The organism is Streptomyces sp. NPDC054932, assembly GCF_053610205.1.
On record NZ_JBSGXU010000044.1, the window covers coordinates 24,390 to 50,237 of the forward strand.

Below are 25,848 nucleotides of genomic sequence, written 5' to 3' on the forward strand. Positions count from 1 at the left end.
GTCCGAGCTCTCGGATCCCATGTGGTGATGTCCGCGGCAAACCCGTCCGGACCCCTGTTACCACTGGTCACCGCAAAGTCACGAGGGAAAGTTTGAAAACGCCCAAAACGGGCATGGCTGCGGTTTCCGCATGCCGAAAGCCTCCTGGTCGAGCCTGCTGAAGCGTGGGCGCACCCGGAGATGAACCTTGTATTAAGTGCTTGTGAACTGTCCTGGTCTCAGGATTCCAAGGCATTCAGGGCTCATTGGTTCCGGACTTCAATCGTCCATATGTGGAATACGCACCATCTAACGTCCTGACCCATGACTCAGCTGGACGTTCGGCCTCAGGCCGGAGACACGGTAAGCGGCGTCGCCGAGGGCGACGTTCGCGGCAAGGGCCTCGGCAAGGGGTCCGTCGGACTGGTCGGAAGCGCCGTCATCGGCATCTCCACCGTCGCCCCCGTCTACTGCCTGACCTCGACCCTCGGCTCCACCGCCGGTGAGGTCGGCATGCAGATGCCCGCGATCTTCCTCGCCGGCTTCCTCCCGATGCTCCTGGTGGCCTTCGCCTACCGCGAGCTCAACAAGGCCATGCCGGACTGCGGCACCTCCTTCACCTGGACCGTCAAGGCCTTCGGCCCGCGGATCGGCTGGATGTGCGGCTGGGGCCTGGTGATCGCCACGATCATCGTGCTCTCCAACCTCGCGGGCGTCGCCACCTCGTACTTCTGGCTGCTGGCCGGCGAGATCACGAACAACGCGTCGATCGCCGCCCTGGACGACAACAAGCTCGTCCACATCGCCACCTGCCTCACCCTGATCGCCGTCGCGACCGCCATCAGCTACCGCGGCATGACCGCCACCAAGGGCGTCCAGTACGCCCTGGTCGGCCTCCAGCTCGTCGTGCTCGCCGTCTTCGTCGCGATGGCCTTCCAGAAGGCCTCCGCCGGCACCTTCGACACCGGCCTGGACTTCTCCTGGTCCTGGATGAACCCCTTCGCGGTCGAGTCCATGGCGGCCTTCACCGCCGGACTCTCGCTCTCGATCTTCATGTACTGGGGCTGGGACGCGTGCCTGGCCACCAACGAGGAGACCACCGGCTCCACGAAGACCCCCGGCCGCGCCTCGCTCATCGCGATGATCGTCCTGGTCGGCTCCTACCTGGCCACCGGCATCGCCGCCCAGATGGCCGTCGGCTCCGGCGGCGAGGGCCTCGGCCTCGCCAACGAGGAGACCTCCGACAACGTCTTCGCGGCCCTCGCCGGCCCCGTCATGGGCCCGGTCCTCGGCATCCTGCTCTTCGTGGCCGTCCTGGCCTCCGCCGCCGCGTCCCTGCAGACCACCTTCATCCCGGTGGCCCGCACGGTCCTCGCCATGTCGACGTACGAGGCCCTGCCGCCCTCCTACGCCAAGGTCCACCCGCGCTTCAAGACCCCGGGCCGCGCCACCGTCATGGCGGGCGTCGCGACCGGCGTCTTCTACACGGTCATGACCCTGGTCAGCGAGAACGTCCTGACCGACACGATCTTCGCGCTCGGCCTGATGATCTGCTTCTACTACTCGCTGACCGCCTTCGCCTGCGCCTGGTACTTCCGCGGCGAGCTGCGCCGCTCCTCCCGCGACCTGTTCTTCAAGGGCGTCTTCCCGGTCCTGGGCGGGCTGCTGCTGGCCGCGGTCTTCTGCAAGACCCTCTTCGACATGTGGGACCCGGCCTACGGCTCAGGCTCCACCGTCCTCGGCGTCGGCAGCGTCTTCATCATCGGCGTCGGCCTGCTGGCCCTCGGCCTGGTGATCATGTTCGTCACCGAGCGCCGCAGCCCGGCCTTCTTCCGCGGCGAGGTCCTGACGAAGTCCACCCCGGCCCTGGTGGTCGAGGACTGACCCTCCCCGCGCGCCCCCGCCCCACCCGCTGAGTCATGCCCACGGCCCCGGATCGATTCCCCCGATCCGGGGCCCCGGGCGTTCCGGGCCCCGGGCGCTGCGCGCCGATTCCCGGCCCGAGTGGGGCGCGGGCGGTGACCCGGGGTGCGTCGGGGTCGTTGGGCGGGGCATGAATGCCTTGAAGCGCAGCCTCGCCGCCCTCGTCGTCTCCGGTGGCGCCGCCCTCGCACTCACCCCCGTCGCCGCGCACGCCGACGAGCCGGCCGTCCAGGCGCCCCCGGTCGCCGGCCGCGTCGTCGACATCGTCGACCACCCGACCCAGGCCGTGGACGACACCAGGACGGCGGTGGGCGTGACCACCTCGGCGGCCGGATCCGCGACCCGGGCCACGGACTCCTCCCTCAAGGGCGCCGGCTCGGCCCTGGCGGCCGGCCTCCCCAGGCCCCCGAAGGTCGAGTGACCCGGGGAGCACCGGTACGAGCCGATCGGCGACCGGGAGGCCGGGATCTCCGACGGCGGCGCTCGTTGAGCAGCGCATGATCCTTTGGCTGCTCAACCACCTCAGCACCTTCGTCATCGCCGTCCTCCTGGTCGGCGGCCTCACCGCCCTGGCCGTGGCCGGGAGCGTGGCCGCCCGCCGCCGCTTCCCGCACCTGGCGGGCGGCGACCACAACGAGATGGTCGGGGTCGCGCTCGGCATGTTCGGCGCGATCTACGGCATCATCCTCGCCTTCGTCGTCGTCACCCTGTGGACCCAGGTGGAGACCACGCAGAGCATCGTCGCCAGCGAGGCCACCGACCTGGCCCTCGTCGTGCGCAGCGCCGACGCCTTCCCGCCGGCCGACCGCGCGAGGATCAACGAGGCGGTCGGCGCGTACGCGCACGCCGTCGTCGAGGTCCAGTGGCCGCTGATGCGCCAGGGGGAGCCGAGCTACGAGGCGACCGCGGCGCAGACGCGCGCCCTGTACGCGGCGCTCCAGGCGTACGAACCGCAGGGCGCCCGCGCCGAGACCTTCTACGCCGAAGCGGTCTCGCGCCTCAACGACGTCGCCGCCCAGCGCCGGGCGCGCATCGCGATGGCCGAGACCTCCCTCCCGGTCCTGCTCCAGGTGCTGGTGTACGGCGGCGCGCTCGTGATCGTCCCGCTCACCTTCCTGTTCGGGCTGCGCAGCCTGAAGATGCAGCTGCTCTTCGTATCGGCGGTGGCCGGGCTGATCGGCTTCAGTCTGCTCCTGGTGGTGGCACTGGACCGGCCCTTCGCGGGGGACCTCAGCGTGACCCCCGAGCCCTACAAGGAGGCTGCCCTGGCGCAGTTCTGGGCGGCCGGCTGACGGGTCCCCGGCCCGCTCCGACGGGCCCGGGGCCTGTCAAGTCCCGAACGTCCGCGACGTGACGCGATGCGCGCGCCGGGGCTGACTGGAGAGACGGTTCTCCCTGTCCCTCCAGCCCCGAGGAGCCTCCCATGGCCCGCACCGGCATCCGACGCGTCGTCCTGTTCACCGCTGTCGCCACCCTGGCTCTGGCCGCCCTGGTCGTCGTGGCCGTCTCCTCCGGCCGCGGCGCCTCCGCGACCATCGAGAAGCCGCCGAACACCCACTCCGCCACGGCCACGAAACGCCCCGCCGCCGAGGAGCGGGGCGGCATCCTCGGTGAGGGCGGGGGATCCGGCCAACGCCTGTGGTCGGTGTTCAAACACCTCTGGACGAGCACCGGCATGGCCAAGGCATCGCCGGAAGAGACCCCGTCGCCGCCGGACACCGGCCGGACGGCCGCCGTCGCCCTCTCCCGTACGGCGTCCTAACCCCACGTGCGGGAACAGAGCACCAGCCGGTAGCCGTCGGGGTCGGCGACGGTGACGCCCCACTCGTCCCAGTACGGATTGTGGGCGGCCACCCGTGTCCCGCCGTGCTCGACCAGCCGCCGGACGAGCGCCTCGTCGGGGGCCTCGCCGAGGTAGACCACGAACAGGTCGTCGACGGTGGGGGCGGGCAGGACCGGGTTCGAGGCGTCACGGGTGAGCTCGAAGTGCCAGCCGCCGCCGGCCGGTCCGACCATCAGCAGGTCGTGCTCGCCGGGCACGCTCTCGGCGCTCCGCCACTGGACTTCCAGCCCGAGTCCGTCGACGTAGAACCGCTCGGCGGCCGCGAGGTCGAGGGAGGGCCGGGCGACGCGGACATGGGTACGTGAATCGATCATGATCGGAAGGGTACGGAAGCCCACCGGTCCGGAGTGGTCCGAGCGCACGGGCAGACTTGGCCGGTATTGGCCGCGCGGCCCGGGTGCGCAGATTCCGCTTGCTGCCGGGGTACGCGTTCCGGCTGTGCGGGAGCGGGGCGGACGGCCGTTCCCCATGCCTGCTGCCGGTGGGCGAGTATTGGCCAAATAGAGTCTGACCTGCGGAAATGCATTTCTCCGGGCGAGCGGTGCCCGCCTAGGATTGATCCCGCTGAACGGCTCCGGGCGACCGGTTGCATGCTGCTTTCACGGGGGGAGCGGCAGGGCCGCACGAGGTCTCCAGGGAGCCGTTCAGCCCTTGTTCCAGGTCTGCGGGCCCGATCCCACGCGACCGCCGACCGCGGCCCCGCCCGCCCGAACCCTGCTGCCATCCCTGACCCGAGCGGGCGGTGGTCCGGCGACGCGACGGCCGGCTCACCGGCCGGGGCCCTTCTGACGGGGCCCCGGCCGGCGAGCACCGGTCGTCAGGCGCCCAGGTGGTGAGCCTCAACCCATTCCTTCTCGCCCTCGACCTCGCAGTTCGAGGCGTACAGGGGGCCGATCTTCGCCGGAACGCCCGCGAACGACGAGCAGTTCGAGCCGAAGGCCTTGTGGCCGCCGGAGAAGTAGTCGATGTCGACGCCGTCGTTGGCCAGGGCCGCGCCGGCGCCGCCCAGCAGGATGCCGGCAGCGAGGACAGACGCCGTCAGGGCAGAGCGAATACGCATGACACTCTCCTAAGAATCCGATGACGCGCCGGACAGACGGCACGCGACCAGCTCAACATCACGGAGAGTTCACGGGAAACGGTGTTTCACCCCAATGGCGGTCACCCTCTGTGACCCCATGTGTGTCAGGAGCCCGAGCCTGCCGTGACCCCGGCCAGGAACGCGCCCCAGCTCGCCGTCGTGACGGCCAGCTCGGGGCCGGCCGTCACCTTGGAGTCCCGCACGTGGACGGCGTCCGCGCAGGAGGCGACCTCGACACAGTTGTCGCCGTCGCCGCTGCTGTAACTGCTCTTGAACCACCGCAGCTGGGAGCTGTTCACAGGGATCCTCGCATTCGCATCAACAGGGCCCTGCTGTCCGCAGGATTGAGGGCCTGGATGCGAAGTTTGGCATACCGCAGGTGAAGGAGACTGAGGTCTTTCGGGTCATTCAGTACGCGGCCCGACTGCTGGCCCTCGCTGTAGCCCACCCACTCGTGGTCCTGGGTTTCGAGCAGGCAGAAGGGGCCGCCGAGGCCCGCGTGTTCCGGGCTGACGAGCGGCATGATCTGCAGGTCCACATTGGGGAGTTGCCCGCACTCCAGCAGGTGGTCGATCAGCCGGCGGGTCACCTCCGGTCCGCCGGTCTGCCTCAGGATCACGGCCTCGTCGATGATGAAACTGAAGACCGTGTACGGCGTGCGGAACAGGAGTTGCTGTCGCTCCAGCCGGGCCGCGATGCGCTCCTCTACCTCCTCGGCGGTGGGTGGCGGCAGGACGGCGTCCACCAGGGCCCGTGCGTAGGCCTCCGGCTGCAGCAGCCCCGGAACCGACCGGCACTCGTAGGTATTGAGGATGACGGCGCCCTCCTCCAGCTCCGCCCACCGCCGGAACCAGGACGCCAGCCCCTGTCGGCGGGACAGCCGCTTCGCCGCGATGTCGATCACACCGAAGGTGTCCAGCACGGCTTCGGTCTTGCTGATGAACTTCCGGGACGGATGGCGGCGGCCCTGCTCGACCGAGCCGACGTACTGGACCGAGTAGCTGATCAGCGGGGCCAGTTGCTCCTGCGTCAGGCCGGCGCGCCTGCGGGATGCCTTGACCGTCTCGCCGAAGCTGCGCAGGGTGTCATCCGGTTCGACCTCGCCGTCACCGCTGTCGTCGGCACTCACCATGGCGGTCACCTCCCCGACAGGAAGCCTCACGCACGGTGACTCCCACTGTCCAGGAAGTGGACTCGTACAGTTGGTTTGTACGAGTCCGGGTTGTGTTGAACGAGCCTGGTCGGGCGGGATGTTGGCGCCATGACCGCACCTTCCGGCCCCGCCCGGACCCTCGTACGCGTGTTCACTCAGCGTTTCAGTTCCACCCGCCGCGGCGCCCGCCTCGCCCGCCAGATGGCCCTCGTCGAACTGCACGACTGGGGCATCCCGGAGTCCACCGCGCTCTCCGCGGACGCCGGACTCCTCGTGGCCGAGCTCGCCGCCAACGCCGTGGCCCACGGACGGGTTCCCGGGCGGGACTTCGAGCTCAAACTGACGCTGCTGGAAGGGATCCTGCGCGTCGAGGTCTCCGACGCCCGGCGGGACCGGCGCCCCGCCGTACAGCCGCACATCTACCAGGCGGAAGGCGGCTACGGGCTGCGTATCGTGGACGCCGTCGCCGCCGACTGGGGGGTCACGGACCGGCTCATCGGCAAGACGGTCTGGGCCGAGCTGGGGTGGTGACGGACGCGTCCGACGCCGCTGTGCCGGTCCCCCGTCGTGCCGCGTGTAACCGCCGGATAAGCTCCGCCTGCCCGTACGGCTGTGATGGTCACAAGGCCCGGGCGCTGTTGAACTGGGGGGTTCATGAGATTGCTGCCCATGGGCAGAAGAATGCGGAGCAGACACGGGCGGGGGAACATCCTCGCCCCGGGGGCCCTGGTGCTGGCCCTGCTGGCCTCGCTCACCGGCCAGGCGGCCGGTACCGCGCTCGCGGCGCCGTCCGGGCCGACCGCTGCCGCTTCGCCGCAGCAGGGGGCCGCGAAGGCAGGCCCGCAGGCGCCGTCCACGGCGTCCTCGAAGACGGATCCCGGGGCCGACCGCGAGGCCGCGGTGCGTGCACTGCAGAAGAGCCAGGTGGCCGCGGCCTGCCCCGCGGACCTGGCGCCGCAGGCGATCGTCAGGTGCGGGGTCGACGCGGGCAAGAGCGTCTCCTTCTCGCTGACCCTGCCGCAGCAGCAGGACATGGTCCGCTACCAGGCCGTCACGACCCAATCGCGGGTGTCCACCAAGCTGCTCGCGCCGGACGGCACCGAGGTCGGCTGCCGGCCCGTCGACGGCGTCGCCCACTGCCCGACGAGCCGGGCGGGGACGTATTCGCTGCAGTTCACCAACCTCGAGGACGTCCGCAGCGACCTGTCGGTCTCCTACCTCGCGCTGCTCTCCGCCACCACCTGCAAGACCGTGGGCGCAGCCGACAGCAGGCTCGGCGCCCCGACCGTCTTCCAGGCACCGGTGGTGCCGCTCGCCTCCGCGGGTGACTGCTACACCCTGGCCCTTGCCGCGAACGACATGCTGCGCGTGCGCGCCCATACGCCCCACGTGTTCACGGGTGTCTACGACGGCGCCGGGAACAAGCTCTGTTACCAGCAAGGCAGCGAGAACCTCGACTGCAGGCTCACGGGCGTGGCGCCCTTCCGGGTCGTGACCACGGCGACCAACGGCGTGGAGCTTCCCCACCAGCTCACCTTCGCCCGGCTCTCCAAGCCGGAAGGGTGCCCCGTGGTGGAGCCCCAGGCGTTCGGCACGTCGCCGGACCTGAGCTCCACGGTGCCGTGCCGCGTGCTGCGGGCCACGGAGTCCGCCCGGTACACCTTCGGTCCCGTCGTCACCAAGGACCACTACGCGCCCCTGGGGCACTTGCTCTCCTCGGACGGAACGCTCGTCGGCAACGACTGCGCGTACGGGGCCTGCGACCTGGCAGCCGGTGACTACACCTGGGCGAACCACACCCAGGTGCTGGACAGCTCCCCGTTCGGCATGGCCTTCCACTCGGTCAAGGAGGTCCGTGGCTGCACCGCGACCCACGACAACGCAATGGTGGCCGGTCCTGTCAACGTCGCCTTCGGCGGGCCCGGGCAGAAGCTCTGCCTCACCCTGCCGACGGCCACGGGCCAGGGCGTGTACCTGATCAACCGCCTCGCCCCCAACGGGCTGCGCGTCGTGGTCCACGACGCCGTGGGCGGGCGGCAGTGCGAACTGGACGGCTCCAATGGCGACACGGCCGTACCCTGCAGGCTGACCGGCACGGCCCCGTTCCGCGCGGTGCTCAGCGGCACTCCGGCCACGTCCTACGGACTGGCTGTCCACCGAACCGGGGAGCACGCCGGCTGTGCCGCATGGCCGCGGACCGGTTTCGACGGTTCCGCGGGTGTCCAGGTCCCCTCGAACCAGGTGACCTGCCTGAGCATCCCGGCCGACCAGCACTCCACCGCCGAGATCATGGACTTCGTCGATTCCGACAACCGGCGGTCGAGCGGGATCCAGCTGGTCGACGCCTCGGGCACCGTGGCGTGCAGGGGGAGTGCCCCCCTCGTCTGCCGGCTCACTCCCGGGGTGGCCTACACCGCGCTGCTGGCGAGCAACGGGTGGTACTCCGTCAAGCTGGCCCGGCGGGACGTCTCGTCGGCAGCTGCCTGCACGGCCACGGCGCCCACCAAGGTCGGCGGCCCGTCCACTCCCGTCGTGCTCGGTTCGCCCCTGGACGCACGCTGCCTGCAGATCAGCGGCGCCGCAACCGACAAGTACTGGCTGGGCGACCGCATGCCCGGCCGATACCTGAAGGACAGCACCTCCACGTGGCTGACGGTCGTCGATGCGGACGGCAAGCTGCTCTGCCAACAGGCGAGCAGTCTTCCGTGCAAGGTGACCGGCTCGACCTCGTACAAGGCGGTCCTGACCCCCCACGGCCCGTGGGACCAGCCCATCCACAGCGCCATGGACATCTGGAAGGTGGGCACGGCCGGCGGCTGGGCGCCCGAGTGCACGGCCAACCCGATCTCCGTCGACGGCTTCCCGCTGCGCAACGGTGTGCTCTCCGAGACCTCGACCGCCCATTGCGCCGTGGTCGACATGAAGCCCGGCGAGTCCTTCTACGTCACCGGCATCAGGAACCCTTCCGCCAAGAACACGCCCCCTCCCGCGCTGAGTCTGCACAGCGGCAGCGAGTGGGGCAGCGACAGCCCCCGGTACTCCTGCAGTCAGCGATGGGACTTGTTCAGCGCCGAGTGCGAGGCGGACCCCGAGGCCGAGCCCTCCCGGGCGCTCCTGATGCTGAGCGCCGACCGGACCCCGACACCGACCGTCTACAGCGTGCGGGCGGTCTGCGGCCGGTGCTACGCCCCGGACATCGAGGCGCCCGCCTCGATCGGCCCCGACACCAGCGCGGTGAACACGCAGACCCAGGCCGTTGTCCGAGGTACCTCGCTCACCCTGAACACCCGGCTGAAGCTGGTTCGTGCCGGGAGCGACAAGCAGCCGGTACTGACCCCGGTCTCCGTCACCGACGACCGCACCGCGCTGACCGTCCAGGTGGACACCAGGGGCCTGGAGCCCGGCCAGTACGACGTGGTGCTCGACGGCGTCGGGTACACCGCGGGAGTGCCCTCCCAGGGCTACCTCCCCAAGGCGTACACGGTCACCCCCGAGGACACCACGGGCAAGGGCAGGTTCGTGCCGATCGGTCCGTCGCGGTTCCTGGACACCCGTGAGGGCGTCGGGGCGCCGAAGGCCCGGGTCGGGGCGGGCGGGGTGGTCACGCTCCAGGTCGCGGGCGTGAAGGGCGTACCGGCCACCGGTGTGACGGCCGTGGTCATGAACGTCACCGCCGTCGGCCCGACCGCGGCCGGGCACGTCATGGTCTACCCGAACGGCCGGCCCCAGCCCACCGTGTCGAACATCAACTTCAGTGCCGGGCAGATCGTGCCCAACCTGGTGACCGTCGCCGTCGTCAACGGCAAGGTCGACCTGCGCAACCACGCGGGATCCGTCGACCTGGTCGCCGATGTCACCGGCTACTACACGGACAAGGGCCCCGGCTCGGCGCTGACCCCCCTCACGCCGTCCCGGTTCCTGGACACCCGTGAGGGCGTCGGGGCGCCGAAGGCCCGGGTCGGGGCGGGCGGGGTCGTCACGCTCCAGGTCGCGGGCGTGAAGGGCGTACCGGCCACCGGTGTGACGGCCGTCGTCATGAACGTCACCGCCGTCAGCCCGACCGAGGCCGGCTTCGTCACCGTCTACCCCAACGGGCAGGCGGTCCCCGGGGTCTCGAACCTCAACTTCACCGCCGGGCAGATCGTCCCGAACCTGGTCACCGTCCCGGTGGTCAACGGGAAGGTCGACCTGCGCAACCACGCCGGTTCCGTGGACCTGGTCGCCGATGTCACCGGCTACTACTCGGCCACCGGATCCACCTTCGCCGCGGCCCCGCCGGTACGGCTCCTCGACACCCGCACCGCCATCGGGGGCCACCCCGCGCCGGCGGGCAGTGGCGAGACCGTCAACCTCAAGGTGGCGGGCGTCGAGGGAGTACCGGCGACCGGCGTGACGGCCGTCGTCCTCAACGTCACCGTCACCGCACCCGCCTCGGACAGCTTCCTGATCGTCTACCCGCACGGAGTGGCGCGACCGAACGTGTCGAACCTCAACTTCCGCAGCGGGCAGACCATTTCGAATCTGGTCGTCGTCCCCGTCATCGACGGCCGGGTGAGCTTCTACAGCCCGTACGGACCCGTCGACGTGATCGCGGATCTGAACGGCTACTTCACCGGCTGACCGGCCGGCGAAACGGCGAGGGGCCCGTCCGATCCATCGATCGGACGGGCCCCTCCGTCTTTTCGGCCCGGTCAGAGGTACTGGGCGAACGCGTCCAGCGTGCGCAGGACTTCCGGCTTCGTGGCCGAGGGGAGCTGGAGGACGACCTCCTCGATGCCGAGGTCGGCGTAGTGGGCCAGCTTTCCCGGGCTGGGGTGCACGGCGTACGGGACCACCTGGAGGGTCTTGGGGTCGCGTCCGGCGGTCTCCCAGATCCGGCGCAGTACGGGCAGGGACTCGGTGAGGCCGCCACCGCCGATGGGGAGCCAGCCGTCGGCGTGGTCGGCGATGGCGGCGAAGAGCTTGGGGCCGGCCGCGCCGCCGATCAGGGTGCGCGGGCCGTACAGGGGTGCGCCGGGGCCGAGTTCGCGCGGGGTCTGGACCGGCTTGGGGTGGGCGGTGCTGGCCTGGACGGAGGAGTACTGGCCCACGTACGCGGTGGGCTCGGGGGACCACAGGGCGCGCATCAGTGCCATCCGGTCGCGGACCAGGTCGCGGCGGGTGGGCCACTCGACGCCGTGGTCGGCGGCCTCCTCGACGTTCCAGCCGTAGCCGATGCCGAGGGTGAAACGGCCGTGGGAAAGGTGGTCCAGGGTGGCGACCTGCTTCGCGAGGCCGATCGGGTCGTGCTGGGCGACCAGGGTGATGCCGGTGCCGAGGTGGAGCCGCTCGGTGACGGCGGCGGCCTGGCCGAGGGCGACGAAGGGGTCGAGGGTGCGTCCGTACATCTCGGGGAGTTCGCCGCCCATGGGGGCGGCGGTCTCGCGGGCGACCGGGATGTGGGTGTGCTCGGGGAGGTAGAGGCCGGAGAAGCCGCGCTCCTCCAGGCTGTGGGCCAGTCGAACGGGGGAGATGGTGCGGTCGGTGAGGAAGATGGTCGTGGCGATCCGCATGTGTTCTGGCACCTCCGAGACGTGGGACCCGCCACGGTACGGGCTGGGCCCACGAATGTTGAGGGGGCGTCAGGTCGCGGGGTGCCGGTTCAGCCGCGCGGGTAGCGGGCCAGCCAGCCCGGGGTGGAGAGGGCGGGGCCGTGCAGGGACGGGCCCTGGGTCAGCTCCAGCGCGAAGTCGTCGGCGAGTTCCAGCAGCGCGGCGCGGCCCTCGAGCTCGGCGAGCCAGGCCGCCGGAAGGGCGGTCTCGCCGTGCAGGGCGCCGAGGAGGGCCCCGCACAGGGTGCCGGCGGCGATGGAGTCGCCGCCGTGGTTGACGGCGAGGCGCAGGCCGTGCGGGACGTCCTCGGCGACCAGGGCGCAGTAGACGGCGACGGCGAGGGCGTCCGCCGCGTCCTCGGGCCCGTCGCTGTCGGGGGAGAGGGCTTCGACGGCCTCGGGCCCGGGCGAGCCCTGGGTGACCGCGGCCAGGGCGCGCTGGAGGGCGTCCGTGACGGGCTGGTGCCCGGGGCGGGCGCCGAGCAGGCCGAGGGCGCGCTGCACGGCGGAGTCGAGGGAGTCGCCGCGGATCAGGCCGTGGACGACGACCGCGATGGCTCCGGCCGACAGGTGGGCGGTGGGGTGGCCGTGGCTCTGCGCTGCGCATTCGACGGACAACTGGAGGACGAGGGCGGGCTCCCAGCCGACCAGCAGCCCGAAGGGGGCCGAGCGGGAGGCGGCGGCCGCGTCGCGGGCGGTGGGGTTCTTCGGCTGGTCGAGGGTGCCGAGGACGTCGTCGGCGAAGCCGGTCAGGCAGGCGCGGTGCGGGGCGCGGCGGGCGTAGAGCCACTCCTCCTGCGCCAGCCAGCCGTTGTCCTTGCGGCGCTCGTCGGGGCCCCAGTCGTGCTGGGTGGCGGCCCAGCGCAGGTACGCGCGGTGGATGTCGGTGGGCGGGTGCCAGGCGCCGGTGTCGCGGCGTACGTGGGCCCGGATCAGCCCGTCCACCGTGAAGAGGCTGAGCTGGGTGGCGGCGGTGATCCGGCCGCGGCGCCCGTGGGCGGGCGCGGGCCCGGTCAGGCCGTCCGGGCCGTGGGCCTCGCGCACGGCGTCGAGGGAGAGGTCGGCGGCGGGGGCGCCCAGGGCGTCGCCGAGGGCGGATCCGAGGAGGGTGCCGCGGACCCGGCTGCGGAAGTCCTGCTGCTCGACGCGGCCCCAGAGGCCGGTGGCGATGCCCCGGCCGAGGGTGCGGTTCGCCCTGTCGGGGGCGGGTCCCGCGCCGCCGCCGCGGACGGGGCCGGAGGCGGGGGCGGTGGCCGCGTGGCCGGTGGCGCCGGGGCCGTGCGCGGACGCGGCCGGACCGCCGCCGGCCGGGCTCGCGCCCGGGCAGCCCGCCGGGCCGGGGGCTCCTGCCGGGGCGGTGGGGGCGGGGGCGTGCAGGGAGATGGCAGGGGCGCCGGCGGCCGGGTTCCCGCCCGGGCCGGGGCCCGGCGTGGAGCCCGTGTCGTTCGTACCGTTCACTGCGTCCGTCCCCGGCACTGCGCCCCCCGCTGACCAGTCCACTCGATGCCCGGCTCCCCTACCCGTACCCACCGCGCACGCGAACCCGCACTGTAGTGGACACGATCGGTCGAATCCGGAAGTGATCCGCCAAGGGGCGCGTAAGTGAGCGTAGATCGGCCAGAATCCGAACGCTTCCGGCCGCGAACTGGTGGGTGGCACGTTTTGCCAGTTGCCTTCGAGCCGGTCGTTTTCGGTCACGCCTCGTTCATCCGACGTTCTCCGCAGCCGCCCAGCCTCGGAGCCATGAAGAAGGCCCTCCTCGCCGCGACCGTCGTCGCCACCGCACTCACCGCCTCCCTGGTCGCGGCCCCGCTCGCCTCCGCCTCCGGCCGGGACCGGAGCGACCGCTCCGCCATCCCGTTCACCGAGGCCACCGTCACCGCCGGGGCCGACGGCTCCTTCACCCTCCGGTGGAAGGCCCGCGGCACCGATCGCGTCGAGATCAGGGCGAACGGCAAGGTCGTCGCCAAGGGCGGCGCCCAGGGCCGGGCCGTGGTCACGGGCCTGGACCTCCTCGTCGGCTGACCGCCGCCGGGAGGAGACGGCGCGGACCCGGCCGGACGCCACACCGGCCGGGCCCGCCCGCCACCGGTCAGTCCAGTACGGGCAGCAGCTCCGGCAGGTGGCCGTCAGAGGCGCGGGCCGCGTCCTGCCGCTCCTGCGGCACCTCCCCGTACAGCGTCGTACGGGGCTTCGCCGGCCGTCCCGCCGCCTCCGCGACCGCGACCAGGTCCTGGACCGACTTGTACGAGCCGTAACTCGAACCGGCCATGCGCGAGATGGTCTCCTCCATCAGCGTCCCGCCCAGGTCGTTCGCCCCGGACCGGAGCATCTCGGCCGCGCCCTCCGCCCCCAGCTTCACCCAACTCGTCTGGATGTTGGGGATGTGCGGGTGCAGCAGGATCCGGGCCATCGCCGTCACCGCCCGGTTGTCGCGGACCGTCGGGCCGGGCCGGGCGATGCCCGCCAGATACACGGGCGCGTTGGTGTGGATGAACGGGAGCGTGACGAACTCCGTGAAACCACCGGTCTGCTGCTGGATCCGGGCCAGCGTGCGGAAGTGGCCGAGCCAGTGCCGCGGCTGGTCCACGTGCCCGTACATCATCGTGGACGAGGAGCGGATCCCGAGCTCGTGCGCGGTGGTGACGACGTCGATCCAGTCCGCCGTCGGCAGCTTGCCCTTGGTCAGGACCCAGCGGACCTCGTCGTCCAGGATCTCCGCCGCGGTCCCGGGGATCGAGTCCAGGCCCGCCTCCTTGGCCGCCGTCAGCCAGTCCCGTACGGACATCCCCGTGCGGGCCGCCCCGTTGACCACCTCCATCGGCGAGAAGGCGTGCACGTGCATGCCGGGGACCCGCTGCTTCACGGCGCGCGCGATGTCGAAGTAGGCCGTCCCGGGCAGGTCCGGGTGGATCCCGCCCTGCATGCACACCTCGACCGCGCCCACGTCCCAGGCCTGCGCGGCCCGGTCGGCGACCTGGTCGAGGGAGAGGGTGTAGGCGTCGGCGTCCGTGCGGCGCTGCGCGAAGGCGCAGAAGCGGCAGCCGGTGTAACAGACGTTGGTGAAGTTGATGTTCCGCGTGACGATGTAGGTGACCTCGTCGCCCACGACCGACCTGCGCAGGTCGTCGGCGATGCGGCACAGCGCGTCCAGGGCCGGTCCGTCCGCGTGCAGCAGCGCCAGCGCCTGCGCGTCCGTCAGCCCCTGCGGATCGTCGGCGGCCTGCGCGAGCGCGCCCCGTACGTCGGTGTCGATGCGCTCGGCCACCATGCCGGGGGCCGCGGCCTCCCGCAGCGCCTCCCAGTCGCCGTACACCTCGTCGAAGTCCTCGCGGCGGTCGCCGGTACGGCCCTCGGCGTCGATGGCGGTGTGCAGATCCGTGCGCCCGTACGCCGTGAAGCCCTCGTCCGGCTCCTGCCACGGCCTGCCCTCGACCGGCGCGCCCTCGTCGGCCAGCCCGGTCTGCGCATCGGCCAGCGCCCGTACGTGCGGCAGCAGCCGGGGGTCCAGCCAGGGCTCGCCGCGCTGCAGGAACTCCGGGTAGACGGTCAGGCGTTCGCGCAGCTCGAAGCCGGCGGCGGCGGTGCGCGCGGCCAGCTCCTCGATGTGCGGCCAGGGGCGCTCGGGGTTGACGTGGTCGGGCGTCAGCGGCGAGACCCCGCCCCAGTCGTCGATGCCCGAGCCGATGAGCAGCGCGTACTCGGCGTCCACCAGGTTCGGCGGGGCCTGGATGCGGGCGCTCGGGCCCAGGATGTGCCGGGCGACGGCGATGGCGGCGGCCAGCTCCTCCAGTTCCGCGTCCGGCATGCCGCGCATGGCGGTGTCCGGCTTGGCGCGGAAGTTCTGGACGATGACCTCCTGGATGCCGTGGTAGGCCCGCTGGATCCGCCGGAGCTCGAAGAAGGCGTCGGCCCGCTCCTCGTAGGACTCGCCGATGCCGATCAACACGCCGGTGGTGAAGGGCACGTTGGAGCGGCCCGCGTCCTCCAGCACCCGCAGGCGCACCGCCGGGTCCTTGTCGGGGGAGCCGTGGTGGGGGCCGCCGGGCTCGGACCACAGGCGGGTGGCGGTGGTCTCCAGCATCATGCCCATGCTCGGTGCGACCGGCTTGAGCCGCTGGAAGTCGGACCACGACATGACCCCGGGATTGAGGTGCGGCAGCAGGCCGGTCTCCTCCAGGACCCGGATCGCCATCGCGCGCACGTAGGCGAGGGTGTCGTCGTAGCCGTGCGCGTCGAGCCACTCGCGGGCCTCGGGCCAGCGGTCCTCGGGGCGGTCGCCGAGGGTGAAGAGTGCTTCCTTGCAGCCCATCGCCGCGCCCTTGCGGGCGATGTCGAGGACCTCGTCGGGGGAGAGGTACATCCCGTGGCCGCTCTTGCGGAGCTTCCCGGGGACGGTGACGAAGGTGCAGTAGTGGCACCTGTCGCGGCAGAGGCGGGTGAGGGGGATGAAGACCTTGCGGGAGTACGTGATGACGCCGGGCCGCCCGGCGGCGGCGAGCCCGGCGTCCCTTACTCGTGCGGCGGATGCGGCGAGGTCCTTGAGGGCCTCGCCGCGCGCCTGGAGGAGTACGGCCGCCTCGGTCGCGTCGAGCGCGACGCCGTCGCGGGCCCGCCGGAGCGCGCGGCGCATCGCGTTTTCGGTCGGAGCGTCACTCGGAGTGGTCATGGGCCGAGCATACGATCCGACGTTCCGGAGGTGGTGTGGCTCATCTCATCAGCTCACCCGCGTTGACCAGCAGCGACTGGCCGGTTATCGCCCGAGCCCGGTCGGAGGCGAGGAACACGGCGGAGTCCGCGACGTCCCCGTCGGTGGCGAGGTCGGGCAGTGCCATCCGCCGGGTGAGGCGGGCGTGGACCTCGGCCTCGGGGACGCCCTCGGTGTGCGCGGTGAAGGTGACGAAGGCCTGCACGGGCGGGCCCCACATCCAGCCGGGGAGCACGGTGTTGACGCGGATCCGGTACGGGCCGAGCTCGCGGGCCATGGAGTACATGGCGGAGGTCAGCGCGCCCTTGGAGGCGGCGTAGGCGGCCTGCTGCACCTCGTTGGGCGCGGCGACGGCGGACTGCGTTCCGATGATCACGACGGATCCGCCGCGTTCCTTGAGGCCGGGGAGGCAGGCCCGGGTCATGCGCAGGGTCCCCAGCAGATTGACGTCGATGATCTGCTGCCAGGTCCCGAGGTCCGCGTCCTCCAGCCCCCCGAAGTAGGAGTCCCAGGCGGCCACGTGCACGACGGCGTCGATGTGGCCGAAGCGCTCCCGGGCGAGCCCGGCGAGGGCCTCGCACTGGGCCTCGTCGGTGATGTCGGTGGCGAGGTGGGCGGTGTGGGTCCCCTCGGGGTCGATCTCGGCGGCGCACTTGGCGAGATTCGCCTCGGTGCGCGCCCCGAGCACGGCGTTGCCCCCGTCCCGGACGACGGCGGCGGCCACCTGGTGCCCGAGCCCGGCCCCGACGCCGGAGACGATGACGGTCTTCCCTTGCAACAGCATGACGGACCTCCGGGCGCACACGGTGTATCTGACGGTGCGTCAGGCTACGGTGCGGGCGCGGCGGTGTGAAGGGGCGCGGCGCCCCTCGCCCGGCCCCGCCGGGCAGCGTCTCCAGGGTGTTCCCGGCCGGCTCCTCCGCTGCGCGGAGCACGGTCGCCGCCGGTGCGGCCCGGCCGACCACTGCCAACCGTCCGGATCGGCACCCCGCGCGGATGCCGCCCGCGCCTTGAGGTCACGGGACGTGCGGCTCCCCTGCCGGGGGCGGGGCCTGAGGGGCCGCGGCCTGCGGCGACCGGCGGTCGCGCAGTACGCGGGCGATGTCGATGTCCGTCGTGAGGGCGCTCAGCCGGGGAGGGGTCCGGGAGTCGTCCAGGACGACGGCGTGGAGGTGGTCGCCGACCTGCGGAGGGGGTACGTCCGGCGACCACCAGGACGGATGCTTGGCCTGGTCGACGAAGCCCGTGACGCCATCGGCATCGACCCGAGATCCGAACGGGGCGACGGCTGTGACGACGACGTCGATCTCCTGATGATTGACCGGTTTCATTCAGAACTCCAGAACGGTGGACCGACGCGGATCCTCAGCTGCTGATCACGGTCGACGAGGTCTGCGACGACGCCGGTGACGAGCTCGCCGACCTCTGGAACGCCGCCGCCCGCCGCGGGGCCGCCCGGGTTGCCGGATCCATCGCTCACGCGGCGCCCTCCCCCGGGCTCGAATCGAACACACCTTTGCACGGTGCGGCGGGCGTGGCCAAGTGCGTTGTTCGGTGGCGCACATGTCCCGCGTCGACGGCTGATCCTGTTCGGGGGATGATCGGATGTGGACGCATCCCGGTGGTGAGGATCCACCGCACCGGGACTGGCCAGAGGACGTGAGGTCCATGTCGCTCCCGGATCCTTCCGGCGTACCCCGGCGCGCCCGGCTGTGGGCCCGGCTGGCGGTGGTCTGCGCGGTGCTCGCGGCGCTGACCCTGGTGGGCGAGGGCATCGTCGGCGGGCTGCTCGTCCTCGTCGTCGGGATCGCCGGCGCCGCGCTCACCGCCATGGGGACCTGGTGGGTGGTGGCCCATCGCGGGGCGGTGCGGCTCGTGGGGACACTGCTCGTGGTGGGCGCGCCCGTGGCCATCCTGTTCATCTACGCCCGGGCGGACCTGTGGCCCACGGCGCTGGTCGCCATCGCGCTCTGGGCGGCGGCCGTGGCGTGCGCGCGGACGGCGCTGCGCTCGGCGCGCCGGCCCGACGGCATGCCGGCGGTCGCACGCGCCTCCCCCCGGCAGCCGGTGCTGATCATGAACCCGAAGTCCGGCGGCGGGAAGGTCGGCCGTTTCGGCCTGGTCGAGAAGGGCGAGGCGCTCGGCGCCCGGGTGGTGCTGCTGGACCCGGCCGTCGTGACGGACGTCGCCGCCATCGCCCGGCAGGCGGTGGCCGACGGCGCGGACCTGCTCGGCGTGGCGGGCGGCGACGGTACCCAGGCCCGGGTGGCCGAGGTGGCCGCCGAGCACGACCTGCCCTTCCTCGTGATCTCCGCAGGCACCCGAAACCACTTCGCCATGGACCTCGGGCTGGACCGCGAGGACCCCGCCCGCTGCCTGGACGCGCTGGCCGACGGGGAGGAGCTCAGGGTCGACCTGGGCGTCGTGGGCGGCCACGCCTTCGTCAACACGGCCTCGTTCGGCGTCTACGCGGAGATCGTGCAGCGGCCGGAGTACCGGGACGCCAAGGCGGACTCGGCGCTGGCCGCACTGCCCGACCTCCTGCTCGGGTACGCCGGCACCACCCTCGACGCGGTGACCGACGGGACCCGCCTGGAGTCCCAGCAGGCGCTGCTGGTCAGCAACAACCCCTACACCTCCTCCGAACCGATGGGCGCCCGCAGGGCCCGCCTCGACCTCGGGGCGCTGGGTGTCCTCGGGATCCGGGTGAACAACGCGGCCCAGGCCGCCGACATCGCGCTCCGCGGTGCGAAGGCACCGGGCCTGCACGTACTGACCTCCCGCCAGGTCGTCATCGGATCGGCCGCGCAGAACATCGCGGTCGCCGTGGACGGCGAGGCCCTGACCCTGCCCACACCCGTGACCTGCTCCATCCGCCCGGGCGCCCTGCGCGTACTGGTGCCCCGGGAGCGCCCCGGGGCTCCGGCGGGCAGTCCGCCCATGGAGTGGAGCGAGGTCCTCGCGCTGGCCTTCAAGCGGCCGGGGCCGGCGCCCGCCCCGTGAGCACCCCGGAGCACGCCGTCGGTACTCCGGGATGCCCGGGTTCCTGTGCGGCGTCACAATGAGGCTTAGCCCGGCGTTCCCGGTGTTCCCCGCGTTCGCAGCGGATTGGAGACATCCGTGAAGGACCTCAAGTTTGAGCAGAAGAGTTCCCTTTCCCGCCTTGAGGCAGCCGATCAGCTCTCCGCGCTCGCGGAGGCGCTCAGGCACGGCGGCAACGCGGAACTGGAGCTCGGCCCCGGGAGGATGAGCCTGCGGGTCCCCGACGAGCTCCGCACCGAGATCGAGGTCGAAGTCGGCGACGGCGAGATCGAGATGGAGATCGAGCTCAAGTGGCCGACCGCCCGGTCCGGGGCCGCGTCGTAGTGGCCTCGGACGGCCCGGAGCCCGGCCCGGCGACGGGACCGGAGGGGAGCCCGGAGGCGGGTCCCGGGGACGGCCCGGAAGAGGCCCACGGCGACTACACCGGGGCCGTCTACGGCTCGCTGCTCGCCGCCTCCGTCGTGGTCGGCGCCGGCACGCTCGGCCCCTATCCACGGCTCCAGCTCGTCGTGCTGCTGCTGGCCACCGGAGTGGTGTTCTGGGCCGCGCACGTCTTCTCCCGCCTCTTCGGGGCCCGGATCGTGCGCCGCCTGAGCTGGGACGTGATCCGCCGGACGTCGCGGGAGGAGGGCCCGATCATCAAGGCGGCCGTCCCGCCCGCCGTCGCCGCGGCCATCAGCCCGTGGCTCGGACTGGGGCCTCAGGGGGTGGCCTGGCTGGCCCTCGCGGTCGCCCTGGTCGGACAGGTCGGCTGGGCCACCCTGGCCGCCAGCCGGGCCGGGGCCTCGCGCCGCCTGATGCTGGTCGCCGGCGCGATCAACCTCTTCCTCGGGCTGCTCATCGTGCTGCTCAAGGTCGTCCTCCAGCACTGACTCCGGCACTGAGGTCCGCCCGGTACTCCGCCAGGGCCGAACCCAGGCGGCCGACGCCCTCGGCGATCTCCTGCGGGGTGTGCGTGGTGAAGGACAGCCGCAGCGTGCGGGGGTCCGGGGCGGCCGCGTGGAAGGGCGCTCCCGGCACGAAGGCCACGCCGTGGGTCACGGCCGTCTTCAGGAGCGCCGTCGCGTCGTGGTCCTCCGGGAGACGGGCCCACAGGAACATGCCGCCCTCGGGCAGGTTCCACTCGCACCCCGCCGGGAGGGTCCGGCCCAGCGCCCCGTGCAGGGCGTCGCGGCGCTCGCGGTAGGCCGTGCGCACGGTGGCTGTGTGGGCGTCCAGGTCCACCGCCCGGAGGTAGTGCGCCGCGGCCAGCTGGTCCACCGTGGAGGTGTGCAGGTCCGCCGCCTGCTTCGCGACCACCGCGGCCCGCCGCAGCCCCGCCGGCGCCCGGAGCCAGCCCAGCCGCAGCCCGGGGGCCATGACCTTGGAGAAGCTGCCGAGCAGGGCCGTACGGTCCTGCGCCCCCGGGTGCGCGGCGAGCCACGGGACGTCGCGGCCCTCGTAGCGGAGTTCTCCGTACGGGTCGTCCTCCACCAGCCACAGCCCGAGCCGCGCCGCGGTGTCCGCCACCGCCGCCCGGCGGACGGCCGGGAGGGTGCGTCCCGTCGGGTTCTGGAAGGTGGGGACGGTGTACAGCAGCTTGGGCCGCTCGCGCGCGACGATCTCCGCCAGCGCGTCCGGGAGGATGCCCTCCGCGTCGCAGGGCACGGCGACCACCCGCGCGCCCGCGAGCCGGAAGCACTGGAGGGCGGCGAGGTAGGTGGGGTTCTCGACCAGTACGACGTCACCGGGTTCGACCAGGGTCGCGGTGATGAGGGTGAGGGCCTGCTGGGAGCCCGAGGTGATGAGCACGTCGTCCGGGCCGGTCGGCAGGCCGCGCGCCGTGGCCCGGGCGGCGACGGCCTCGCGGAGCTCGGGGGCGCCCTCGGTGGTCGAGTACTGGAGCGCGCGCCGGGCGGACACCGCGAAGGCGGCGTCGTACGCGGCCCGCAGGCCCTCGGTGTCGAAGAGCTCGGGCGCGGGGAGGCCGCCGGCGAGGGAGATGATCCCGGGCCGTTCGGTCAGCGCCAGGATCTCGCGCACCGGGGACCCCTCCACCGAGGTGGCGCGGGCGGCGAACGCGGGCGGCGGTGCGGTGGCGGAAGCAGGCACGGGCAGCTCCTTCAGGAGGCGGGTGCGCGCATCGTAGCGAGGGAAGTTGTAGACGGCATCTATGTATCGAGTGGCGGACCGGCGGCCGGTACCGCTCGCCGAGTACCGGCCACGGGCGCTGTCCGCCACCCCCGCGACCCCTCCCGATCTGACGCTGCATCAGCTAGACCGTTCCCATGACGACAGGAGAGCAGGACCAGGAGCAGCACCAGGAGCAGCACCAGGGTCAGGGCCGGCAGCGGCAGCCCGGCACCCGCGTCGACGACTACGCCGAGCTCGCGGCCGTCGGCCCATACGGCGTCCGCCCCGGCCACGCGCTGATCACCATGGTGGAACCGCACCCGGGCCACGAGTACGCCTACAACCGCTGGTACGAGGACGACCACTACTACGCCGGGGCCATGGCCATGCCCTGGATGTACGCGGGCCGCCGCTGGGTGGCCACCCGTGAGCTGCAGGAGCTGCGCTACCCCGAGAAGTCGGCCGTCGCCCAACCCGTCACCGCGGGCTGCTACATCTCGACCTACTGGGTCACCGAGGGCCGCTACGACGAGCACATGAAGTGGACCGTCGGCATCAACAAGCGGCTGAACCGCGACGGGCGGGTCTACCAGGACCGCACCCACGTCTTCACGTCCTTCCAGGACCACGTGGCCACGGTCTACCGCGACGGCGCCGCCGGTCCGCGGGACTACCACGCCCTGGACCACCCGTACGCCGGTCTCGTCGTCCAGGTGATCGACGCCGACGGGCCCGGGCAGCGGGCCGAGTTGCTGGAGTGGCTGCGCTCGCGCGCCCTGCCGAAGCGGCTGCACGGTGGCCCGGCCGCGATGGTGACGGTCTTCCGGCCCACCCCGCTGCCCGGTGACCGGATGACGTACGTCAAGCAGGTGGAGGGGGTCGACACCCGCCTCACGCTGCTGTGGTTCCTCCAGGAGGACCCCCGGACCTCCTGGGACCGCTTCCGGGGACTGGACGCGGAGGTCGCGGAGGCGGGGCTGGGGCGGGTGGAGCTGGTGGCGCCGTTCGTCCCGACGGTGCCGGGGACCGACCGGTACGTCGATCAGCTGCGCTGAGGGGGATGTCGGCGCCGCGGACATGGCCGAGCCCCCTCGGCCAAGACGGCGGGTCGGTCGAGAGGGCTCACGTCAGTGCTGCAGGTGGTTCTGGTGCTGCCGGTGGTGCTGGTGGTGCGACGGACGGTCCGCTGGTGCTGGACGCGGGGACCGGACGGCTTGAAGAGGGGGGACGGTTGGGGCGCGCCGTGCTGTTCAGGCCACGCGTCCCGGCCGGCCCTCGGTGACGACGGCGACGAACGAGGTCCAGGAGTCGGGCGCGAAGGTGAGGGACGGTCCGTCCTGCACCTTCGAGTCGCGGACGGCGATGGCCTCCATGACAGGGGACTTGACCTCGACGCAGGCGCCGTTGGCGGAGTAGGAGGACTTGATCCAGTTGTCCGTGGCGCCCTGGCGAATAGCCATGTTTCTCTCCGGTGAGCGAGTAGTGCCGGTAGTTCCGGTGTCCTGTCGGCCACTTTTCCGGCTGACCTGATCGACGCTACCGGCAGCTCCTGACGGGTGAAGCGACCATTCACCCGACCGGGTGGCATATTCCATTCAAGCCTTTGTGGCTGGGGAGTGACGGTGTACGGTACCGACCCGCTCGTCGCGCACCCGGTGGATCTCGGTCATATACCGGCGCTATGCGCCCTTGTCGGCATATTGATCGATGATTCCCGAGATGAACTCGCGGGTCTGGTCGACGTTGAGGGCCTGCGCGCGCAGGTGTTCGTACATCACGCTGTACTTCTGGACGTCGTTGGCCTTCTCCAGGTACAGGTCGCTCGTCACGCCCTCGATGTAGACCACGGTCGAGTCGGACGCGTCCGGGAACTCCAGGATCGCGTACTGGCCGTTGACGCCCGGATGCGCGCCCAGCTCGAAGGGCATCACCTGCACCGTGACGTGCGGCTGCTCCGACTGCTCTATCAAGTACTCGAGCTGCCGGATCATCAACTGGGCGTCGCCCACCCGCCGGCGCAGCGCGGCCTCGTCGATCACCGCCCACAGGCGCAGCGGCCCCAGATCGGGGTTGTTGTTGTCCGTCTCGGAGAGCCGCTTCTGGCGGTGCATCCGGACCTGGACGCGCTTGTCCACGTCGGCCGGGGCCGTCTCCGGCCACGCGCCGCGGACGAGGGACTGCGCGTACTCCGTGGTCTGGAGCAGTCCCGGGATCACCAGGGGCTCGTACGTGCGCAGGCTGGCGGCGTCCGTCTCCAGCCCGATGTAGACGCTGTACGGGATGTCGCCGAAGGCGTGCCACCAGCCCTGCTGGCGGGAGTCCTTCGCCATCTGCATGAGCGAGTCGATGAGGCGGCGGTCCTCGACCTCGTAGACGTCGCACAGGTCGCGGACGTCGCGCTGGCTGATGGAGCGGCGGCCGTTCTCCAGGCGGCTGATCTTCGACTGGGAGACGAGGAGGCGCTCGGCGACCTGTTCGGCCGTCATGCCCTTGTCCTCGCGGAGCTTGCGCAACTCCATGCCCAGTCGGCGGCGTCGGACGGTGGGATTGACATTGGACGCCACGTGAACGGCACCTCCGCCTTCTTCTGTCGTTGCAGCTGTCTCTCTGCGTATCTGGTGTTGAGCAGACTGCCACCGAAGCGGGCGGCGCCGCTGGGGAACGGCCCGGAAACACAGACGCGCGGGGCGGCGGGGTCGGCGAACCGGCCCCGCCACCCCGCGCGCTGGCGGCTCCCGGACCGGTCCTCGCGGACTTCGGTCCCGGCGGTGGCGTTGCGTTGGTGCTGCGATCGAGCGGTGGAACGGGTGCAGCGGGTACAGCGGGTGCAACGGGGTGGATCAGTGCGCGGCCGCGCGGGCCATCGCGCCCGTCCGGCGCGGCTGCAGCGGGACGCTGCTCGCCGTGGCCCGGGCCGGCGCTGCGGGTGCGCGGTCACGGCGTGGCTGTGCGGCCACACCGTTCTGGACGTCCATCACGGCATGCGCCACGAGTCCGCCCATCGGGTCGTGCCGGATCAGGTCCCGCAGCCGGGACCTGGACGACCGCCCCTCGTTGCCGGGGTACAGGTGCTTGCCGAGTCCGACCGCGTGGGCCAGTGCGGCGAGCGCCGCGGTCCGCGGGTCCGGCGGTACGCCGGTGCGGATCGCACTGTCGAGCCGGGCTCGGATCTCCCGGCTGATCTCCGTGTCCGTCGCCTGGTAGCGAGTCGTCGGCAACACTCCGCACATCTGTCCCGCGACGGCATGAACCATGCCGCAGCGCTCCAGATGAGCGAGGTAAATCTGACGGAGCCCCAACCGGGGTCCGCCGATCCAGTGGACGGCCCGTACCGGGCTGCCGCGCCTGCGCAGCAGTTCCAGTGCGGAGTCCAGAGTCGGATCTCCTGTCGGCCGTGGCATCACCACGGCGATACGATCCCCATCAGGGGCTATCCGTCCTGCCAGAGCCAGCTCCACTAGCTGTGCCCCGGCCAGGCCGAGGTCGAGCGACTGCGGCTGCGCCGTGGTACCCGTGGCCGGGTCCAAGGCGAGCAGCAGAAGCTCCTCCGGAATTGTTCTGCGGCTCCTGCCCATCCATGCCTCCCCGCGTGGATGAGTGACAGGGTGACGCCTCTCACATTCATCTGTCGAGAGCGCGTGGCCGCTTTGTGGGGGAACCCGCAGCTATGTCGTTCTCGTCTCTCGCGGGGGCGATGCCCCCGAGACGGGACACTGTTAGACATTCGGACAGCCGGACGTGGCGGCGATGGAGGAGGAACGGTGGCGGGCGAGTCCCCCGACAAGTCGGTAGATGAAGGAGCGCCGGGGGCGGCGGAGTCGTCCGCGGGGCGTGACCCGAGGCTGTCGGTGTTCCGGCCGCGGGATCCCGAGGGCGGCGTCGCCGCTGCCGATGCCGATGCCGATGCCGATGCCGACGCCGGCAGCGGTTCTGGTGTCGTCGTCGAGGTCGAGGTCGAGGCCGAAGCGGAAGTCGAGGTCGAGGCCGGAGCCGGTGGGCGGGATGCGCTGCGGGACGCGGTGGCGGCGTGGGTCGCCTCCGCCGATGCCGATGCCGATGCCGACGGCGCATCGGGTGAGGACGAGGATTCCGCTTCGGCGGACGGTGAGGCGCGGGCGGACGAGTCCGACGCCGTCGGTTCCGACGCGCCGGATGCTCGTGCCGAGGAGCCGGATTCCGACTCCGATTCTGATTCCGGTTCCGCAGCCGGCCGGGTGAAGCCCGCCGCTGCGGCCGAGAAGCCTGCGGCCGAGAAGCCTGCGGCCGAGAAGCCTGCGGCCGAGAAGCCTGCGGCCGAGAAGCCTGCGGCCGAGAAGCCTGCCGTGAAGACCGATTCCGCTTCGACTCCCGCCCCGGAGCGGGAGCCGAAGCCTGCGGCCGACGCGCCTGCGGACAGTGAGCGCACTGCCGTGTTCCG

General features: G+C 72.0%; 25 protein-coding genes and 1 pseudogene. 12 read left to right on the forward strand and 14 right to left on the reverse strand.

Translation table 11 applies throughout. The annotated features are described in order from the left end of the window. The first annotated feature begins 303 nt into the window (after window positions 1-303). The 4 genes from ACWGE1_RS15110 (at window position 304) to ACWGE1_RS15125 (ending at window position 3,664) form a co-directional block, all read left to right on the forward strand. Entirely contained in the window at window positions 304-1,863 is a 1,560-nt protein-coding gene (locus ACWGE1_RS15110) for an APC family permease (protein ID WP_453420940.1), read from the forward strand. A 169-nt stretch (window positions 1,864-2,032) separates the two neighbouring features. Continuing rightward, complete coding sequence (locus tag ACWGE1_RS15115; RefSeq protein ID WP_453420941.1) at window positions 2,033-2,323, forward strand: hypothetical protein; 291 nt, start codon at window positions 2,033-2,035, stop codon at window positions 2,321-2,323. A gap of 76 nt (window positions 2,324-2,399) precedes the next feature. Beyond that, entirely contained in the window at window positions 2,400-3,194 is a 795-nt protein-coding gene (locus tag ACWGE1_RS15120) for a bestrophin-like domain (RefSeq protein ID WP_453420942.1), read from the forward strand. 131 nt (window positions 3,195-3,325) lie between these two features. Further along, window positions 3,326-3,664: a hypothetical protein gene (locus ACWGE1_RS15125; protein ID WP_453420943.1), complete on the forward strand. Its 339-nt coding sequence runs from the start codon at window positions 3,326-3,328 to the stop codon at window positions 3,662-3,664. Here the strand turns inward: ACWGE1_RS15125 and ACWGE1_RS15130 are convergent. From ACWGE1_RS15130 to ACWGE1_RS15145, 4 genes are all read right to left on the reverse strand, one after another. Next, the gene (locus ACWGE1_RS15130; RefSeq protein ID WP_453420944.1) at window positions 3,661-4,059 is read right to left on the reverse strand and encodes a VOC family protein; all 399 of its coding nucleotides are present in this window, start codon (window positions 4,057-4,059) and stop codon (window positions 3,661-3,663) included. The genes ACWGE1_RS15125 and ACWGE1_RS15130 overlap by 4 nt on opposite strands. Before the next feature lie 503 nt (window positions 4,060-4,562). Further along, entirely contained in the window at window positions 4,563-4,805 is a 243-nt protein-coding gene (locus ACWGE1_RS15135; RefSeq protein WP_453420945.1) for a hypothetical protein, read from the reverse strand. Window positions 4,806-4,930: 125 nt separating this feature from the next. After that, on the reverse strand, window positions 4,931-5,125 hold the full coding sequence (locus ACWGE1_RS15140) for a DUF397 domain-containing protein (protein WP_453420946.1): 195 nt from the start codon (window positions 5,123-5,125) through the stop codon (window positions 4,931-4,933). Then, window positions 5,122-5,958, reverse strand: a complete 837-nt coding sequence (locus tag ACWGE1_RS15145) for a helix-turn-helix domain-containing protein (protein ID WP_453420947.1) — start codon at window positions 5,956-5,958, stop codon at window positions 5,122-5,124. The genes ACWGE1_RS15140 and ACWGE1_RS15145 overlap by 4 nt, the downstream gene beginning before the upstream one ends. 129 nt (window positions 5,959-6,087) lie before the next feature. Here ACWGE1_RS15145 and ACWGE1_RS15150 point away from each other — a divergent pair, with 129 nt between their 5' ends. Further along, window positions 6,088-6,510, forward strand: coding sequence for an ATP-binding protein (locus tag ACWGE1_RS15150; protein WP_453420948.1), 423 nt, complete (start codon window positions 6,088-6,090; stop codon window positions 6,508-6,510). 138 nt (window positions 6,511-6,648) lie between these two features. Then, window positions 6,649-10,599, forward strand: a complete 3,951-nt coding sequence (locus tag ACWGE1_RS15155) for a hypothetical protein (protein ID WP_453420949.1) — start codon at window positions 6,649-6,651, stop codon at window positions 10,597-10,599. 71 nt (window positions 10,600-10,670) lie between these two features. On the opposite strand, the gene ACWGE1_RS15160 is transcribed toward ACWGE1_RS15155, so the two are convergent. Continuing rightward, window positions 10,671-11,531 carry a TIGR03619 family F420-dependent LLM class oxidoreductase gene (locus ACWGE1_RS15160; protein WP_453420950.1) on the reverse strand — a complete coding sequence of 287 codons (861 nt, stop codon included), beginning with the start codon at window positions 11,529-11,531 and terminating at the stop codon, window positions 10,671-10,673. Window positions 11,532-11,620: 89 nt separating this feature from the next. After that, window positions 11,621-12,739: an ADP-ribosylglycohydrolase family protein gene (locus ACWGE1_RS15165; RefSeq protein ID WP_453420966.1), complete on the reverse strand. Its 1,119-nt coding sequence runs from the start codon at window positions 12,737-12,739 to the stop codon at window positions 11,621-11,623. A 573-nt stretch (window positions 12,740-13,312) separates the two neighbouring features. Here ACWGE1_RS15165 and ACWGE1_RS15170 point away from each other — a divergent pair. Beyond that, the gene (locus tag ACWGE1_RS15170; RefSeq protein ID WP_453420951.1) at window positions 13,313-13,594 is read left to right on the forward strand and encodes a hypothetical protein; all 282 of its coding nucleotides are present in this window, start codon (window positions 13,313-13,315) and stop codon (window positions 13,592-13,594) included. A gap of 67 nt (window positions 13,595-13,661) precedes the next feature. On the opposite strand, the gene ACWGE1_RS15175 is transcribed toward ACWGE1_RS15170, so the two are convergent. The 4 genes from ACWGE1_RS15175 to ACWGE1_RS15190 form a co-directional block, all read right to left on the reverse strand. Further along, complete coding sequence (locus ACWGE1_RS15175) at window positions 13,662-16,238, reverse strand: bifunctional FO biosynthesis protein CofGH (protein WP_453420952.1); 2,577 nt, start codon at window positions 16,236-16,238, stop codon at window positions 13,662-13,664. Window positions 16,239-16,278: 40 nt separating this feature from the next. Next, on the reverse strand, window positions 16,279-17,061 hold the full coding sequence (locus ACWGE1_RS15180; protein ID WP_453420953.1) for an SDR family oxidoreductase: 783 nt from the start codon (window positions 17,059-17,061) through the stop codon (window positions 16,279-16,281). 232 nt (window positions 17,062-17,293) lie between these two features. Next, the gene (locus tag ACWGE1_RS15185) at window positions 17,294-17,608 is read right to left on the reverse strand and encodes a hypothetical protein (protein WP_453420954.1); all 315 of its coding nucleotides are present in this window, start codon (window positions 17,606-17,608) and stop codon (window positions 17,294-17,296) included. Further along, window positions 17,605-17,757 carry a hypothetical protein gene (locus ACWGE1_RS15190; RefSeq protein WP_453420955.1) on the reverse strand — a complete coding sequence of 51 codons (153 nt, stop codon included), beginning with the start codon at window positions 17,755-17,757 and terminating at the stop codon, window positions 17,605-17,607. The genes ACWGE1_RS15185 and ACWGE1_RS15190 overlap by 4 nt, the downstream gene beginning before the upstream one ends. A gap of 188 nt (window positions 17,758-17,945) precedes the next feature. Between ACWGE1_RS15190 and ACWGE1_RS15195 the strand changes: the two genes are divergently transcribed. The 3 genes from ACWGE1_RS15195 to ACWGE1_RS15205 all read left to right on the forward strand — a co-directional run bounded on the left by ACWGE1_RS15195 (window position 17,946) and on the right by ACWGE1_RS15205 (window position 20,191). After that, on the forward strand, window positions 17,946-19,280 hold the full coding sequence (locus ACWGE1_RS15195; RefSeq protein WP_453420956.1) for a diacylglycerol/lipid kinase family protein: 1,335 nt from the start codon (window positions 17,946-17,948) through the stop codon (window positions 19,278-19,280). A 117-nt stretch (window positions 19,281-19,397) separates the two neighbouring features. Next, window positions 19,398-19,643 carry an amphi-Trp domain-containing protein gene (locus ACWGE1_RS15200; protein WP_453420957.1) on the forward strand — a complete coding sequence of 82 codons (246 nt, stop codon included), beginning with the start codon at window positions 19,398-19,400 and terminating at the stop codon, window positions 19,641-19,643. Continuing rightward, entirely contained in the window at window positions 19,610-20,191 is a 582-nt protein-coding gene (locus tag ACWGE1_RS15205) for a hypothetical protein (protein ID WP_453420958.1), read from the forward strand. Before ACWGE1_RS15200 ends, ACWGE1_RS15205 begins: the two co-directional genes overlap by 34 nt. Here ACWGE1_RS15205 and ACWGE1_RS15210 read toward each other — a convergent pair. Beyond that, window positions 20,169-21,416, reverse strand: coding sequence for an aminotransferase-like domain-containing protein (locus tag ACWGE1_RS15210; RefSeq protein ID WP_453420967.1), 1,248 nt, complete (start codon window positions 21,414-21,416; stop codon window positions 20,169-20,171). The genes ACWGE1_RS15205 and ACWGE1_RS15210 overlap by 23 nt on opposite strands. Before the next feature lie 170 nt (window positions 21,417-21,586). Here ACWGE1_RS15210 and ACWGE1_RS15215 point away from each other — a divergent pair, with 170 nt between their 5' ends. Further along, window positions 21,587-22,486, forward strand: a complete 900-nt coding sequence (locus tag ACWGE1_RS15215; RefSeq protein WP_453420959.1) for a hypothetical protein — start codon at window positions 21,587-21,589, stop codon at window positions 22,484-22,486. A gap of 195 nt (window positions 22,487-22,681) precedes the next feature. Here ACWGE1_RS15215 and ACWGE1_RS15220 read toward each other — a convergent pair whose 3' ends face one another. The 3 genes from ACWGE1_RS15220 to ACWGE1_RS15230 all read right to left on the reverse strand — a co-directional run bounded on the left by ACWGE1_RS15220 (window position 22,682) and on the right by ACWGE1_RS15230 (window position 25,006). After that, entirely contained in the window at window positions 22,682-22,891 is a 210-nt protein-coding gene (locus ACWGE1_RS15220) for a DUF397 domain-containing protein (protein ID WP_453420960.1), read from the reverse strand. 219 nt (window positions 22,892-23,110) lie between these two features. After that, on the reverse strand, window positions 23,111-23,995 hold the full coding sequence (locus ACWGE1_RS15225) for a helix-turn-helix domain-containing protein (protein WP_453420961.1): 885 nt from the start codon (window positions 23,993-23,995) through the stop codon (window positions 23,111-23,113). A gap of 276 nt (window positions 23,996-24,271) precedes the next feature. Next, the gene (locus tag ACWGE1_RS15230; RefSeq protein WP_453420962.1) at window positions 24,272-25,006 is read right to left on the reverse strand and encodes a GOLPH3/VPS74 family protein; all 735 of its coding nucleotides are present in this window, start codon (window positions 25,004-25,006) and stop codon (window positions 24,272-24,274) included. Window positions 25,007-25,192: 186 nt separating this feature from the next. Here ACWGE1_RS15230 and ACWGE1_RS15235 point away from each other — a divergent pair. After that, window positions 25,193-25,848: pseudogene (locus ACWGE1_RS15235) on the forward strand (hypothetical protein); the annotation flags it as partial.